The 15,133-nt window shown below is 31.7% G+C and carries 15 protein-coding genes; 9 read left to right on the top strand and 6 right to left on the bottom strand.

Annotated elements, in window-relative coordinates; translation table 11 throughout:
• Nucleotides 1-68 precede the first annotated feature (68 nt).
• Genes EAG11_RS06360 through EAG11_RS06330 form a run of 7 tightly spaced genes read left to right on the top strand, consistent with a single transcriptional unit; the run spans nt 69 to nt 5,489 of the window.
• On the top strand, nt 69-1,199 hold the full coding sequence (locus EAG11_RS06360; protein WP_129538432.1) for an NAD(P)/FAD-dependent oxidoreductase: 1,131 nt from the start codon (nt 69-71) through the stop codon (nt 1,197-1,199).
• 2 nt (nt 1,200-1,201) lie between these two features.
• A complete protein-coding gene (locus tag EAG11_RS06355; protein WP_129538431.1) occupies nt 1,202-1,915 on the top strand; it encodes a methyltransferase domain-containing protein in 714 nt (237 codons plus the stop codon).
• Complete coding sequence (locus tag EAG11_RS06350; protein ID WP_129538430.1) at nt 1,912-2,964, top strand: type III polyketide synthase; 1,053 nt, start codon at nt 1,912-1,914, stop codon at nt 2,962-2,964. The genes EAG11_RS06355 and EAG11_RS06350 overlap by 4 nt, the downstream gene beginning before the upstream one ends.
• Nucleotides 2,965-3,001: 37 nt before the next feature.
• Nucleotides 3,002-3,430 carry a 3-hydroxyacyl-ACP dehydratase FabZ family protein gene (locus EAG11_RS06345; RefSeq protein ID WP_129538429.1) on the top strand — a complete coding sequence of 143 codons (429 nt, stop codon included), beginning with the start codon at nt 3,002-3,004 and terminating at the stop codon, nt 3,428-3,430.
• Nucleotides 3,431-3,454: 24 nt separating this feature from the next.
• Nucleotides 3,455-4,726: a beta-ketoacyl synthase gene (locus tag EAG11_RS06340; RefSeq protein WP_129538428.1), complete on the top strand. Its 1,272-nt coding sequence runs from the start codon at nt 3,455-3,457 to the stop codon at nt 4,724-4,726.
• A gap of 24 nt (nt 4,727-4,750) precedes the next feature.
• On the top strand, nt 4,751-5,014 hold the full coding sequence (locus EAG11_RS06335; RefSeq protein ID WP_129538427.1) for an acyl carrier protein: 264 nt from the start codon (nt 4,751-4,753) through the stop codon (nt 5,012-5,014).
• Nucleotides 5,001-5,489: a 4'-phosphopantetheinyl transferase superfamily protein gene (locus EAG11_RS06330; RefSeq protein ID WP_129538426.1), complete on the top strand. Its 489-nt coding sequence runs from the start codon at nt 5,001-5,003 to the stop codon at nt 5,487-5,489. The genes EAG11_RS06335 and EAG11_RS06330 overlap by 14 nt, the downstream gene beginning before the upstream one ends.
• Nucleotides 5,490-5,716: 227 nt before the next feature.
• On the opposite strand, the gene EAG11_RS06325 is transcribed toward EAG11_RS06330, so the two are convergent.
• Together EAG11_RS06325 and EAG11_RS06320 are read right to left on the bottom strand one after the other, a co-directional pair.
• Nucleotides 5,717-6,313 (bottom strand): 3'-5' exonuclease, encoded by a 597-nt coding sequence (locus EAG11_RS06325; RefSeq protein ID WP_129538425.1) that lies wholly within the window; start codon nt 6,311-6,313, stop codon nt 5,717-5,719.
• A 1-nt stretch (nt 6,314) separates the two neighbouring features.
• Nucleotides 6,315-8,231 carry a DUF294 nucleotidyltransferase-like domain-containing protein gene (locus EAG11_RS06320; RefSeq protein WP_129538424.1) on the bottom strand — a complete coding sequence of 639 codons (1,917 nt, stop codon included), beginning with the start codon at nt 8,229-8,231 and terminating at the stop codon, nt 6,315-6,317.
• Nucleotides 8,232-9,134: 903 nt separating this feature from the next.
• Here EAG11_RS06320 and EAG11_RS06315 point away from each other — a divergent pair.
• The gene (locus tag EAG11_RS06315; RefSeq protein ID WP_129538423.1) at nt 9,135-9,560 is read left to right on the top strand and encodes a helix-turn-helix domain-containing protein; all 426 of its coding nucleotides are present in this window, start codon (nt 9,135-9,137) and stop codon (nt 9,558-9,560) included.
• A 106-nt stretch (nt 9,561-9,666) separates the two neighbouring features.
• Here EAG11_RS06315 and EAG11_RS06310 read toward each other — a convergent pair whose 3' ends face one another.
• Nucleotides 9,667-9,939 carry a hypothetical protein gene (locus EAG11_RS06310; protein WP_129538422.1) on the bottom strand — a complete coding sequence of 91 codons (273 nt, stop codon included), beginning with the start codon at nt 9,937-9,939 and terminating at the stop codon, nt 9,667-9,669.
• Nucleotides 9,940-10,127: 188 nt separating this feature from the next.
• Nucleotides 10,128-10,541 carry a hypothetical protein gene (locus EAG11_RS06305; RefSeq protein WP_129538421.1) on the bottom strand — a complete coding sequence of 138 codons (414 nt, stop codon included), beginning with the start codon at nt 10,539-10,541 and terminating at the stop codon, nt 10,128-10,130.
• A gap of 149 nt (nt 10,542-10,690) precedes the next feature.
• Between EAG11_RS06305 and EAG11_RS06300 the strand changes: the two genes are divergently transcribed.
• Complete coding sequence (locus tag EAG11_RS06300) at nt 10,691-11,920, top strand: multidrug effflux MFS transporter (RefSeq protein WP_129538420.1); 1,230 nt, start codon at nt 10,691-10,693, stop codon at nt 11,918-11,920.
• A gap of 381 nt (nt 11,921-12,301) precedes the next feature.
• On the opposite strand, the gene EAG11_RS06295 is transcribed toward EAG11_RS06300, so the two are convergent.
• Together EAG11_RS06295 and EAG11_RS06290 are read right to left on the bottom strand one after the other, a co-directional pair.
• On the bottom strand, nt 12,302-13,570 hold the full coding sequence (locus tag EAG11_RS06295) for an NAD(P)/FAD-dependent oxidoreductase (protein WP_129538419.1): 1,269 nt from the start codon (nt 13,568-13,570) through the stop codon (nt 12,302-12,304).
• 83 nt (nt 13,571-13,653) lie between these two features.
• The gene (locus tag EAG11_RS06290) at nt 13,654-14,988 is read right to left on the bottom strand and encodes a DEAD/DEAH box helicase (protein WP_129538418.1); all 1,335 of its coding nucleotides are present in this window, start codon (nt 14,986-14,988) and stop codon (nt 13,654-13,656) included.
• Between the last annotated feature and the right edge of the window lie 145 nt (nt 14,989-15,133).

The raw sequence follows: 15,133 nt of genomic DNA, 5'->3' as shown, positions 1-15,133 counted from the left end.
CTAATATTATTAAGTTTAAAAACTAAATTAAAGACATCATTTCTGTTAAAAACAAATAATATCTACATATGAAAAAAAATCCTGATGTAGTAATTATTGGTGGGGGACTAGCAGGGCTAACTTGTGGCATTCATTTATCTAAAATGGGGCAACAAGTGATTTTGATTGAAAAAAACGAATTCCCTAAACATAAAGTTTGTGGAGAATATGTTTCTAATGAAATTAAACCTTATTTGGATTGGCTTGACTTAAAAATTCAGGACTTAAATCCTGCAACAATTACACAATTAGAATTTTCTATACCAAACAAAAAAACAATTCATTGTAATTTACCTCTAGGAGGGTTCGGACTCAGCCGTTACACATTAGATTATCATTTATATAAAAAAGCAATCGAAAATGGATGTGAGATAATTCATGATACTGTTGAAGATATAAATTTTGAAGATGATTTATTCACGATTACAACCTCAGAATTAAAAAAAATCACAACTCGTATTGCTATAGGTGCATTTGGTAAACGCTCTAATTTTGATCAAAAATTACAACGGAAATTCATTTTAAAAAAAGCGCCTTGGCTCGCTGTTAAATCACATTACAAAGGTAAATTCCCAAATAACCTTGTTGGCTTATATAATTTTGAAGGAGGTTATTGCGGCGTTTCAAAAGTGGAGAACAACATAATAAACATTTGCTATTTGGTTAATTTTGATTCTTTTAAAAAACACAAAAACATTGATGATTTTCAAGCCAATATCATTTATAAAAACCCACATCTAAAAGAGTTTTTTAGTAATAGCACACCATTATTTGACAAACCATTAACTATAAGTCAAATTTCATTTGAAGAAAAAGCAGCAATCGAAAATCATATCATAATGGTTGGAGACAGCGCTGGCTTAATTCAGCCTTTATGCGGAAATGGCATGGCAATGGCGATTCATAGTGCCAAAATTGCTTCTGAATTAATTGTAGATTTCTATACTAAAAAAACCATTTCAAGAAAAGAGCTTGAAAAAAAATACATCCAGTCATGGGACTATAATTTCAAGAAAAGATTAAAAACAGGTCGCTTTCTTGCCTCACTTTTACAAAATAAAAAAAAATCAGCCGTTATAATGTGGCTGCTAATTCAATTTCCATTTTTACTGCCTCAAATTATAAAAAGAACACATGGTAAATCTATAATTCTAAATTAAGAATGGCTATAAAAACCAAATATAGAACGGATGATCCTGAGATTATGGATGATTTCAATTTAAAAGGGGAAGTTTTACAAAATGCATTGGATAAAATTGCTAAAATAAATCAGCTTCTTGGAGGAAACCAATTAACTTTACAAGGAGTCGAAAAATTATTGGATGGTATTACCAAAGAGCAAACAATAACGATTATCGATGTAGGCTGTGGAAATGGAGACATGCTAAGAATGCTAGCTGATTATGCATTAAAATACGATTGGGATTTTAAACTAATAGGTATCGATGCTAATGCATTTACAATAAATTACGCCCGAAAATTATCTATACATTACCCCAATATAAATTATCGATGCGAAGACATATTCAATGAAGCTTTTAGTAAATTAGAATACGACATTGCATTATGTACATTGACTTTACATCATTTTAGAAACAATGAAATAATTAATCTTGCAACCATTTTTAATACAAATGCAAGACGTGGTGTCGTAATAAATGATTTACACAGGAGTATCATTTCCTATCGCTTATTTCAAGCAATGTGCTTTGTTACCCGGTTAAACGGAATGTCAAAAAAAGATGGACTTACATCTATCTTGAGAGGATTCACAAGAAATGAGTTGCTTGATTTTTCAAAACAATTAAACTTAAAAAAATACACCATTCAATGGAAATGGGCTTTCCGATATCAATGGATAATTTCAAAAATATGAATGTAAAAATAGCCAACGTTGCCAAGCAATTACCTAAATATTCAAGAACGACCGAAGAAATTATTCCATTTTTAGATTCATGGCTATTTGGTCAAGATGAACGCTTTATCAGAAAAGTAAAAAAAATTTTTGAAGGTGCCGCTGTCGATAAACGATATTCCATAATGGATCCTATCGAAGTTTTCTCTCACACCTCTTTTGAAGACCGAAACGATATTTATGTCCGAGAGGTCATTGATTTAGGAGAAAAGGTCTTAAAAAAAGCATTAAGTAAATCAAACTGGGAACCAGAAAGTCTTGACTATATTATTACAGTAAGCTGTACTGGTATCATGATTCCTTCTTTGGATGCCTATCTTATAAACAAACTCAAACTGCGTCAGGATATCGTACGGCTTCCTGTAACCGAAATGGGCTGTGCCGCTGGAATTTCTGGAATTATTTATGCCAAAAACTTTTTAAAAGCCAATCCCGGAAAACGTGCTGCCGTAGTTGCAGTCGAAAGTCCAACAGCAACATTTCAGTTAAATGACTTTTCAATGGCTAATGTTGTGTCGGCGGCAATTTTTGGAGATGGTGCTGCTTGCGTATTATTATCTTCACATGAAGCAGATAATGGCCCTGAGATTCTTGGTGAAGAAATGTATCATTTTTACGACAACATCCATATGATGGGATTTAAGCTTGTAAACACTGGTTTGCAAATGGTACTGGATATTGAAGTTCCTGAAACAATTGCATCACATTTTCCTGATATTATTCATCCGTTTTTAGCAAAAAACAATTTAAAAATAGAACATATTGATCATTTAATTTTTCATCCGGGAGGAAAAAAAATTATACAGACTGTAGAAGAGTTATTCACCGATTTAGGAAAGAATATTGACGACACAAAAGAAGTACTCCGTTTATACGGAAATATGTCGAGTGCAACTGTTTTATATGTTTTGGAACAAATTATCGATAAAAAACCCAAAAAAGGAGAAAAGGGCTTAATGTTAAGTTTTGGGCCAGGGTTCTCAGCTCAGCGTGTCTTATTACAATTTTAAAGTAAATGGTTTTAAATATTTATCATAAATTCTAAAAATGACAAGTCAGGATATTATATCTAAATTACCATACAGCAAGCCTTTTTTGTTTGTAGATGAAATTATATCTATATCCGAAAATGGAGTAGAAGGAACGTATTATTTTGACAAAGATTTAGACTTTTACAAAGGACATTTCATATCAAATCCAGTTACACCTGGCATAATACTGACCGAAGTCATGGCACAGATTGGATTAGTATGTTTAGGCATATATATATTAAATAAAGAATTCAATATAGCAACTTCAATTGCCTTAACATCAATTGAAATAGATTTTTTAAAACCTGTTTATCCGAATGAAAATGTAACCGTAATTTCAGAAAAAATATATTTTAGATTTGGAAAATTAAAATGTAAAGTTAGCATGAAAAACCAACTCGGAATTGAGGTTTGTTCTGGAACGATTGCTGGTATAATTGTTTAAATTATAATCTTTAAAATAAGTAAGATGCAAAAAAGAGTTGTCATTACAGGTCTTGGAGTTGTTGCCCCAAATGGAGTAGGACTTGATGCATTTACAAATGCAATAAAAAAAGGCCTGTCGGGTATTAAACACGATGCCGAATTAGAGCGCTTGCAATTTTCTTGTCAGATCTCAGGAAAGCCAGAATTATCAACTGAACTAATTGGTAACTATTTCACAGAACTTGAATTACGTAATTTTAATGCCTCGGGTATTCTTTATGGCGTAATAGCTGGCTTAGATGCTTGGAAAGATGCAGGATTAACAATTCTAAAAAACGAAGAACCTGATTGGGATAGCGGAACAATTTTTGGCGCAGGAACATCGGGAATAGAAAAATTTAGAGAAAGCATCTATAAAATTGATGATTTACAAACTAGACGATTAGGAAGTACTGTTGTGGCACAAACTATGCTTAGTGGCGTGAGTGCTTATTTAGGCGGTAAACTTGGTCTTGGAAATCAAGTTACCACCAACTCATCAGCTTGTACAACTGGTACAGAAAGTGTTTTAATGGCATATGAACGAATAAAATTAGGTCAAGCCAAACGTATTTTAGCAGGAAGTACTAGTGATTCAGGCCCTTACATTTGGGGAGGTTTTGATGCTATGAAAGTTTGCACATTCAAACACAATGACGCTCCAGAAAGTGGCTCAAGACCAATGAGCGCTAGTGCTTCTGGATTTGTTCCGGGTAGTGGCGCAGGAGCTTTGATACTCGAAGATCTAGAAACTGCCTTAGATAGGGGAGCCCGAATTTATGCTGAAGTACTAGGTGGGAACGTCAATTCTGGTGGGCAACGTGGAAGTGGAAGCATGACAGCTCCAAATGCAACTGCTGTACAAAAATGTATTCGCAATGCAGTAAAAAATGCAGGTATTTCTCCTTCAGAAATTGATTTAATTAACGGACACCTAACAGCAACGTCTAAAGACGCGTTGGAAATCGATAATTGGAGCATTGCGTTAAATCGCAAAGGAAACAACTTCCCATACGTAAACGCATTAAAATCAACTGTAGGCCATTGTTTGTCTGCTGCTGGAAGCATTGAACTAGTAGCTTCAGTTTTACAGTTATATCAAGGATTTATTTCACCAAATACAAATTGTGAAGATATAAATCCCGAAATCACATCTATTATCGACAAATCTAAAATCCCAACTCAATTAATTAACGCTAATTTAAATATTATTGCCAAAGCTAGCTTTGGTTTTGGAGACGTTAATGGTTGCGTAATTTTAAAAAAATATAACTAACATTAACCTAATACTAGCATCAATATGAATAACCAACAACTATTAACCGAATTAAAGACAATTATAAAACCTTATGTAAAGAATGATACTGCTTTTGAAAATTTTACAGAAGACACAAATTTTATAACTGATTTAAATATTAATTCTGCCAATTTAGTCGATATTGTCCTAGATGTCGAAGAATTTTTTGACATTATAATCGATAACGAATCGATGGAAAAATTGGTTAATGCAAAAGCTGCTTTAAGTATAATCCAATCAAAACTAAACGAAAATGATCGGAAATGATATTGTAGATTTAGAAACTGCACAAAGAGAAAGTAATTGGAAACGCAAAGGATTTTTGGATAAGATTTTCACTTATGAAGAACAATTACTTATTCTAAACTCTAAAGTACCTGAAATTATGGTTTGGAATTTATGGAGCCGAAAAGAAGCTGCTTATAAAATATACAATCGCGAAACTAAAATAAGTGGCTATTTTCCAACTAAGTTAGTTTGTTTTTATGAAAGTCCTAGTTCTGGTACTGTATCAATAAACAACCGTTTATACTATACGCAATCTATAATTACAAAAGATTATATAAATACTGTTGCTGTCACTCAAAAAGAAAATTTAAATAGAATTTCTGTTTTAGATATTGAAACTGTCATTCATAAAAATCATGGCATCCCTTATATAATTGATTCTAATACAAAAACTACAATAGCTGTCTCTATCAGCCATCATGGGCGTTTTATTGAGTACGTAAGAGTTATATAATAAAAACAAGATGTATTTAAACACTAACACGAATTCACACTAATCGGTTTTGTAAAAATCCGTGGAATTCGTATCTCTTTTAGCTTTTTATGAATATTACCTTATCTCTAATCTTGATTTGAATTTCTAAAACAAAATGTATATTAAACACAAATTCAACTAATTTACACTAATAAGTTTCGTGAAAATTCGTGGAATTCGTGTTTCTCTTTATTTTTTTGCAAATATTATTTTATCCCTAATCTCGATTTGAGTTTCAAGAACAATAATGCAATTCTATAGGCATCTTCTGAAGATGAGTTTCTTTCGCTTTTTGGTATCTTATAAATATCACACAATTCATCTAAAGAAAACTGTCTGTCATTAATATCATGCAGTTTACGATACATTACATCCACGTCTAACGCTTCATTTTTTAATCTTCCACAATCCAGTTTTTCTAGAGCAGCATTAATCATTTCTACATCAAAATTTATATGATGCCCAACTAAAACGCCATTACCAATGTATTCTATTAATGCCTTAAGCGCTTCAGGTTCTGGCAATTTTTCCATTTTGCTCTCAATAATAAACTCATTTGTAAGTCCATTATCATGGAAGAATTTATATTGTAACAAGACAGCTTCAAAGCTATCTTGAATAATAATACTGTTATTTACAACAGCAAATGAACCAATAGATAAAATTACATCTTTCGTTGGGTTCAACCCAGATGTTTCGGTAGATAACACAACAAAACGCTCTGATTTAGTCTCAAATTTAGCAAGGTATTCTTTCCAAAAATCAGGGTATTCTTTGTTGATATTTTTCAGCCATTCTAGCATATTACGAAAATTGGGTCAGTTGAAATTTATTTTTTATAAGCTCTTCTAGCTCTTTCATTGGAGCTAATGCATTTTTTAGTTTGTCTTTATCGCTTTTTGATAGTTCGCTTAAGTTGATATATTGTCCTGAATCATCATTCTTTAATCCCTCGATAGTTCTAAACTTTGATAAGGTTAAGAAAGCTTCGGCACAACTAAGATAAACATCAGCATGCTTAGAATCTGTAATTGCTAGTTGCTTGAATCTTAAATAGGTATTTTTAATTCCTTTTATGTTCGAACTTAATATTAGTAAACGTGCTCCATCAATTAAAGGCATTAATGCACGAGTTTTAATATCGAATTTAAACTTATGCGGTCCTTCTTCTTCAACATTAAATTTCTTAAAGAAACTTAATGGTGAGTTTTTTCTCAATGCATCATTTCCTAAGAAATCAAAGAATAAAACATTGTTTACAGCATTTTTAAATATTACATTTTCAATCACTTCTTCAATTTTCGGCTCTCCAAAAACAATTTCATAATCGAAGAAAATACTACTTAAATCATTGCTGTTTTCACCTGGAGTATTCATCCAGCTGTTGTATTGTTTTGTCCAGTCAGTCAATGACTTACACCACAACATATTACTTGCCATATGCCCGTTTGGACAATAGTCATATCCGATTTTCTCTAATGTTGCGGTAGTTCTTTTAGCAAGCTGTAAGAAATAATCTTTTACATCACGGTATTTTTCTGCAGTAACATCTTCAAAAATCAAAATACTATCCTGATCGGTCAATAAAAGCTGTTCTTTTCTTCCTTGACTTCCAATACTTAACCATGCAAATCGAGCAGGAGGTGACCCCATCTCTAAAATTGAAAGTTCAACTGAACGTTTTATTAACGCCAAATTAATCTCATTTGCAATATTACTTATATGTGAAATCGGGATGTTTTTTTGTATATAATTCTGAATCAAATCTGATAAACGATCTCTAATTTGCTTTAAATCTTTAGGCAGTTGTGAACGTTTAATTTCTTTTATCAAAACTCCTGGATTACTAGCTTGCGCAACAATTAAGTCGTGTTCAGAAATAACTCCTTTTACAGCCGATTTACTAGTTCCGTCTTTAGTAACACATAAATGACTTACATTATGCTTTAACATTAACAATTGCGCTTCTGCCAAAGAAACATTTTCTATTACAGTTACAACAGGCGAGGACATGATTTTATCTACCGTTTCGTCAATGGAGAATCTACCTGTAGCAATTTTAGATGATAAGTCGGCATCAGTTACAATTCCGATTGGATTGTTATTCTCGCAAACAACAACATTATCCACCATAGCATCTGTCATACGCAAAGCAACATCTTTAACAATATTGTTTGCTTCTGCTTTTAGTGGAGAGTTATTATAACTTAAAGACTGTATATACTGTATTTCTGACTGTTGATCAGAATAGAATATATTATCTGAAATATGATTTCCCTTAAAATCTGAATTATCTTTAGTATGACGCGTGTTTGCAGCAAAACTCTCTAATAAGAAATTTAAAACATCTGGATTGTTTGCAACAAAAGGCCTAAACACAGCGATTGGTATTGCATACACAATACTTTCTTCTCTGGCTTTTGCAGTCATCATATAGTTATTCTTGGCGAAAAAAGGACGTAAACCAAATATATCGCCATCATGGCATTTATTCAATAAAGTTTCTTCAGCATCGGCAATTACCGATAAATTTATAACACCTGAAGCAACCACATAAAAACTATCGTGTAAGGGATCGTTAATTTGAAACAATACAGCGTGTTTTTCTAAATTAATAACGCGAATATTGGTTGCAATCTCAGATAACTCTTGAAAAGTTAAATTATCGAATGGCGGATATTCTTTCAAGAAATCTGCAATATGCTCAGCAATTGTATTCATAAGTTGGATAAAATTTTAGAAAGTATCGTTTGTAAAAATAATAAAATAAACCCTTACGATGAAAGCATAAATAATTTTGAATCTATTTATTTTACCATATATTAAGCTAAAATAAGCAATAAAAGCATGCAATTACAAAGATAGGGCTTGATATAACTATTTTCAGGTTTAAAAACATTCTATTTTACATAATATAAATTATAGGTCAAAATACTATAGTGCAAAATACAGCTGTATGTTGTCCGTATTTGCGATATTCTAAATCTTATTTAAAAAAGTTTGATATAATTAAACCTCGTACAATTGGAATCTTTGTAAAAGAAACTAAACAGATGAATTAAAACATCTCAAATAATAATTGACCGGCGTTTATCAAAATTGATTGATAAAATTTAAATAAATTATAATTAGCAAATACTTGATATACATAAAAATTAAACTTGTAAGTTCATTTAATAAAAACTTAAATCTCTTGAAACGACTTATCTGATTTATATATGAATTGCTATCAATATTTTAATGAATACTGTCTTAGTGAGATGATTTCTGAATAAACTCTCTACATATAATTAGTCTCGCTAAGACGCAAAACCGCAAAGAAATCAGCCGTTTAAATTAAGTTTTTTCTTTTTATTTCTTCTTTTTTCAATCGTAATGTCATTTTACCATATTTCTATTTGACATAATATATTAACCTTTTAGCTCGAATCTCTGGTCTTCGGCTACTGTAATTATGAGTTGCGTTTTTTTATGAATATCAACAACTTTTCATATCACTTATTTTAAATAATACAGCATATTCAATCCATCACAGAATATTTATACTAAAAAAGCATAATTTTAGAAAACAACATTTACCTTTGTATATTAATTCTTTTAAAGAAAAAGATTATATTTGATATTATGACACATACTGATATGCCAAATAAAAAAATACATCAAGGTCGAAATATAAAACGTTTCCGAGAAATGCTCGGTATCAAACAAGAAGCACTCGCATTTGAACTTGGCGATGACTGGAACCAAAAGAAAATATCATTACTCGAACAAAAAGAAATCATAGAGTCAGATATACTTGCGCAAGTAGCACATATCTTAAAAGTACCTGCGGAAGCTATCGAGAATTTTGATGAAGAACAAGCTGTAAATGTTATTGCAAATACTTTTAATGATGAAGCGTTCATTGGTAATTCGGGCGGAACTTATAATATCAACCCAATCGAAAAAATAATTCAACTTCACGACGAAAAGATTGCTCTTTATGAGCGTATGCTAAAAGAAAAAGATGAAATGATGACAAGGTTGGAAAAATTGATTCAAGGGAAATAAAATCTTAAGAATTCATAATTGTGTATAAATATCAAATCTCGACACTATTGTAATGATTATATAATAGATAAGCCTTTGTATTAATTTACAGAGGCTTATCTATTATTTAGCTTCTGAGGGACTTTATGGTATTTAAAATATGATCTCTATCTATTTTTAATTTACAAGCTTCAGCATATATCAAGGCTCTTCCCAAATCAGTAAATTCGTCTGGTGATAAATTAGTTTCTTTTACAAAATTAAGCAATGAATTAGTGAACTCTCTTTGTTGTTCTTCTGTTTCGATTAATCTGTTTTGTTCATATAAAAATATATTGGATTTTGTAAATTCAATCCCTTTTTCTGTAACTAGCCAGTCTCCTATTTTAATTGGTTTCATTTTTTTTTATTATAAATATACGCTCTTAATATACTGTTTTTTTTGTAAGGTATAATTATTTATTCTTTTATAGCAATAGACAAAGTGAAATTAAAATTATTGGCACTATATTTAATAATTATAAACTCTACAAAACAAAAAAACCATCTTATTTCTAAGATGGTTTTTTATTTATACTTACGATAGCATTAATATTTCTTTAAGTAAACTGATTTACCATTTACAAAAACTCCAAACTGGTTTTTATCTTCATAGTATACCGTTTTTATGACATCTCCTTTAAAAACAGAAATATCTCCGTGAGTTCTTCCATCAGCTTTTGTAGTATAATCATACTTCATTGTTTTATTATAAGGTCCAATTGCTAAGCTATATGCAGAGAATTGTGTTCCTCTTAAATCAAATTCTTGCTTTGAGTCAATGATCTTATCATCGCTGTAAAAATTAGTAATTTGCTTAGTAAGTGGAATATCAGGATAAAATTCATTAACTTTTTTAATAAATTCATACTGCTCAACACTTACCGGCTCAATTTTGGAAGTAACTGTTTGAGAAAAAGAAACTGTAGTAACTAAAAGTAATAATAAGGCACATCTTTTCATAATTGAATAATTTTAAATTAATAATTATAGCCCTTTACAAAGCTAACTTGTTAAAAAATTAGATTTTTCACTAAAAATTTCTTTAATGAATTAACAAGGTACGAAATATTTATCTTTGCATTGAAATAAAAATATTATTTTTTAAATAAATGACTACAAAAAAATACATCAAATTAATCCTTATTTTAGGTTCTCTAACTGCTCTTGGTCCGTTTTCTATCGATATGTACCTACCTGGTTTCTCTGGAATTGCCCGAGATTTAAATACTACTGTTGCAAAAGTATCGATGAGTTTATCTAGTTATTTTATAGGTATTTCGGCTGGACAATTGCTTTATGGGCCTTTATTGGATCGATTTGGAAGAAAAAAACCCTTGTTTGTTGGGTTAATGGTTTACATTTTGGCTTCTTTGGGATGTATTTTTGTTACTGATATTGATACTTTTATTGGTTTGCGTTTTTTACAAGCCGTTGGTAGCTGTGCGGCAACTGTTGCTTCTGTTGCTATGGTTCGCGATCTTTTTCCTGTAAAAGATATCCCTAAAGTATTCTCTATGCTTATGCTTGTTGTAGGTCTTTCGCCTATGCTTGCTCCAACTATTGGTGGTTACGTAACTTCTGATTACGGATGGCATACTGTTTTCTTTATCCTAATGTGTATGGGAATTGTGATTTTAATGGCTGCTCAAATTGGCTTGCCTAACACACATAAACCTGATACCTCTATTTCGTTAAAACCCAAACCTATCATTACAAACTTCCTTAAGGTTGTAAAAGAGCCTCAGTTCTTTACTTATGCCTTTACTGGTGCTGTATCTTTTTCTGGTTTATTTACTTATGTTGCCTCCTCTCCTATCGTTTTTATGGATATTTTTGAAGTTGATGCTAAAATATATGGCTGGATTTTTGCCTTTATGTCTTTGAGTTTTATTGGTGCCAGTCAACTGAATTCTTTTTTATTAAGAAAGTTTTCTAGCGAACAAATGATTTTTGGTGCTTTGATTACTCAATCTGTAATTAGTATTGTCTTTTTGATTTTGGCAATAAATAACCTTCTTGGTTTATACCAAACAATTGGTATGTTGTTTATTTATTTGGCTTGTTTGGGAATTTCAAATCCTAATACTGCTGGCCTTACAATGGCTCCGTTTGCCAAAAATGCTGGTAGTGCATCGGCGTTAATGGGTGCAATTCAGCTTGGTTTGGGCGCAATAGCCTCTTTTGCTGTTGGTATTTTTGTAAAGAACTCAATTATTCCGATGGTTGCTATTATGACAACAACTACAATTACTGCTTTTATTATTTTAAATATTGGTAAACGATTTATAAAAGAAAAAGTTGCTATTTCTAACAATGACGAAGCAGGAATGATTCATTAGTTTTTAAGGTTCTAAGTTACTAAGGTTCTAAGTTGCTAAGTTGCAAAGGTTCTAAAAAGGTAATATTGAGAAAGTAAGATGCAAGATACGAAATACAAAACGCAAGACTTACTAAAAATTGTCAAGCTGAGCGGAGTCGAAGCTATATTTAGCAACAAAGATTCTGAGATGCAAAGGCATAAAAAATAATATTTGGACTGAGACTTCAAACTATGCCTAAAACTAAGAGCAAAATACTGAAAACGAGGTTTCTTGTTCTAAAATGACAAAATAGAGACTGAATACAGACTCTAAAAAACAAAAAAGGTTTTTCTTTAGATTACTCTAAGAAAAACCTTTTTATATAAATTACTTAATCGTAATCTTTATTAAAACTGCAATTTAATTTATTGCCTGTTTTTTATCTGGTCTGATAATCATACGTAGTGATTGATCTTTTGCAAAATACGCTACCATCCAATTATAAAATGTACTTAAGCGATTGCGATAAGTTATCAATGAAACAAGGTGAATAAATAACCAAATTGCCCATGCTAAGAACCCATTAAAATGCCACTTGGGTTTTGGCAAATCTACAACAGCTTTATTTTTACCAATAATTGCCATAGATCCTTTATCAAGATATATAAATGGCTTTAGTGGTTTATTTTGAACAATTGCTTTAAAGTTTTTAGCTAAGTTTACTCCCTGCTGAATTGCTACTTGCGCTACTTGCGGATGTCCGTTTGGAAATGCTGGATCTGTATCCATGATAGATGTATCACCGATAGCATAGATATTTTGCATTCCATTTACTTTATTATACGCATCGGTTGCCATACGTTTGCCACGTCCGTAACTTTCCATCGGAATACCGTCAAAGGCTTTCGCTGAAACTCCCGCTGCCCAAATTAGGTTTTTGGTATGAATGGTTTCTCCGTTTGAAAAATGTACTATATCATCTACATAATCTGTAACGCGATTATTTAGTTTTACCACTACTCCTAAATCTGTAAGTGCCTTAAGTGTATCTTGCTGCGAAGCTTTGCTCATTGGTGCCAATAGCGCATCTCCCCCATCGACCAGGTACACATTACTTGCAGTGGTATCTAGTTCTGGATATTCTTTTAGTAAAATATTTTTACGCATTTCAGCAAACATTCCCGAAACTTCTACTCCTGTTGGTCCACCTCCAGCTACAACAATCGTTAATAGTTTACGACGTTTACGAATATCTTTGGTAATGGTAGCCTTCTCAAGGTTTTTAAGCAGTGTATTACGCATTACGATGGCATCGTTTAGCGTTTTCATCGGAATGGCGTTTTTCATTACGTTTTCCATTCCAAAATAACTAGTTTCGGCTCCTGTTGCAAATACCAAGTAATCGTATGCTAATTCTCCGTTATTAAGAATTACTTTGTTTTCGGCTGGAACTACTTGTTGCAGTTCTCCCAATCTAAATTGCAAGTTTTTCTTGCCTGCAAAAAATTTCCTAAATGGATAACTAATGCTTGATGGCTCTAAAAAAGCGGTCGCAACCTGATATATAAGTGGTGGGAAAAAGTTATAGTTATTTTTATCTACAAGTGTTACTTGTATTTGAGGCTGGTTTACAAGCTCTTTGGCTAGATTTATTCCTGCAAAACCGCCTCCTATGATTACTATCTTCATATATGCTGTCTATTAAATAGGTTTTATAAAAAAATACCTTATAAAAGTACAACATATATTAACAGTTACATACTCATCAATACTTACTTTTTGAATTTTTTAACAGGTTTTTCAACTGCCTCTGGTTTGTTTTGCAAGATATAATTTGCCAACAACTTTTCTATCAATTCATCTTTAGTTAAATGATGAAAAACTGTTTTTACTTTTGTCTTTAAATCAGTTGAAACGTCGTGATTTGGTTTTGTTTTAAAAATTTGTTTTGCCCACAATAGTGTATTATTCTCTTCTAAACTTGCAACTGATGGTTTTTTGAACTCTGTGAATTTAATTCCTAATTCTTTTTCAAAATCAGCAATTTCTACAACTTCTTCTGGTTGCAGAACTGTAAGTGATAATCCTTTTGCTCCTGCTCTAGCTGTTCTTCCGCTACGGTGTACATAAGCTTCGTAAGCATCTGGCAAATGATAATTTACTACATATGAAATTTCTTTAACATCTATTCCTCTAGCTGCCAAATCTGTCGCAACTAATATATTAATATGTCCTTCACGAAATTGCTCCATGATTCTATCACGGATTCCTTGTGATAAACTTCCGTGCAATGCTCCTGATGAAAAACGATTTATTGCTAAGTTTTTAGCTAGTTTGTTTACTGCCGCTTTTGTTTTACAAAAAATAATTCCGCGTTCTCCCTCTCTAGAATTCAAAAAATGCATTAAAACATCTAGTTTCTCAATCGGATCAACGACTATATATTCATGGTCAATTCCTTGATTTCCTACAGTTTCCATGTCGGCACTTACCTGAATTACATTTTTAGATAAGTAATTCTGAATCAATTGCTTGATCGTTCCTGGCAATGTTGCTGAAAACAGAAGTGTTGTATGTTTTTTTGGTAATTCGGCTACGATTTCATCTAGACTTTCTTTTAAGATTGAAACCATTTCGTCAGCTTCATCCAATATAAGATATTGTGTCTCTTTTAGATTGATTGCTTTACGCTGAATTAAATCGATTAAACGCCCCGGTGTAGCAACTACTATATGTGTAGGTTGTGTAAGACGCTCTATTTGTGGTTTTATTGGAATTCCTCCGCAAGTTGCTGCTATAGAAACTTGTGGCAGGTATTTTGAAAAATCTTCTAAATTTTTAAATATCTGATGTCCTAATTCTCTTGTTGGAACTAAAATCACTGCTTGAACTGTAGGGATTTCAGGATTTATTAGCTGCAACAATGGTAATCCAAAGGCTGCTGTTTTTCCTGTTCCTGTTTTGGCTAAACCTACTACATCACTGTTATTAGCTAAAATTAGCGGAATAGCTTTCTGCTGAATTTCGGTTGGAGTACTAATATTTAATTCGGTTAGCGCTTTTAGTATCGGTGCTGAAATTCCTAAATCTGAAAATTGTTTTGACATTGTCTTAATTTATTTAAAATTGAAAAATTTAAAGATTTAAAAATTTCTAACTATTCTTTATTTTACCATTAAGAAATTAAGGAAGATTAAGCTTAATCTCTTACTAGTTTATTTTTTTGTTTCTTGCCACTGATTAAAATGATTT

This window comes from Flavobacterium sp. 140616W15 (genome assembly GCF_003668995.1).
GTDB lineage: Bacteria > Bacteroidota > Bacteroidia > Flavobacteriales > Flavobacteriaceae > Flavobacterium.
This window is presented reverse-complemented; position numbering and strand designations above follow the sequence as displayed.

Coding starts and splice junctions, on each gene's coding strand:
- EAG11_RS06360 (WP_129538432.1), top strand. CDS start 69: ATGAAAAAAAATCCTGATGTAGTAATTATTGGTGGGGGACTAGCAGGG.
- EAG11_RS06355 (WP_129538431.1), top strand. CDS start 1,202: ATGGCTATAAAAACCAAATATAGAACGGATGATCCTGAGATTATGGAT.
- EAG11_RS06350 (WP_129538430.1), top strand. CDS start 1,912: ATGAATGTAAAAATAGCCAACGTTGCCAAGCAATTACCTAAATATTCA.
- EAG11_RS06345 (WP_129538429.1), top strand. CDS start 3,002: ATGACAAGTCAGGATATTATATCTAAATTACCATACAGCAAGCCTTTT.
- EAG11_RS06340 (WP_129538428.1), top strand. CDS start 3,455: ATGCAAAAAAGAGTTGTCATTACAGGTCTTGGAGTTGTTGCCCCAAAT.
- EAG11_RS06335 (WP_129538427.1), top strand. CDS start 4,751: ATGAATAACCAACAACTATTAACCGAATTAAAGACAATTATAAAACCT.
- EAG11_RS06330 (WP_129538426.1), top strand. CDS start 5,001: ATGATCGGAAATGATATTGTAGATTTAGAAACTGCACAAAGAGAAAGT.
- EAG11_RS06325 (WP_129538425.1), bottom strand. CDS start 6,313: ATGCTAGAATGGCTGAAAAATATCAACAAAGAATACCCTGATTTTTGG.
- EAG11_RS06320 (WP_129538424.1), bottom strand. CDS start 8,231: ATGAATACAATTGCTGAGCATATTGCAGATTTCTTGAAAGAATATCCG.
- EAG11_RS06315 (WP_129538423.1), top strand. CDS start 9,135: ATGACACATACTGATATGCCAAATAAAAAAATACATCAAGGTCGAAAT.
- EAG11_RS06310 (WP_129538422.1), bottom strand. CDS start 9,939: ATGAAACCAATTAAAATAGGAGACTGGCTAGTTACAGAAAAAGGGATT.
- EAG11_RS06305 (WP_129538421.1), bottom strand. CDS start 10,541: ATGAAAAGATGTGCCTTATTATTACTTTTAGTTACTACAGTTTCTTTT.
- EAG11_RS06300 (WP_129538420.1), top strand. CDS start 10,691: ATGACTACAAAAAAATACATCAAATTAATCCTTATTTTAGGTTCTCTA.
- EAG11_RS06295 (WP_129538419.1), bottom strand. CDS start 13,570: ATGAAGATAGTAATCATAGGAGGCGGTTTTGCAGGAATAAATCTAGCC.
- EAG11_RS06290 (WP_129538418.1), bottom strand. CDS start 14,988: ATGTCAAAACAATTTTCAGATTTAGGAATTTCAGCACCGATACTAAAA.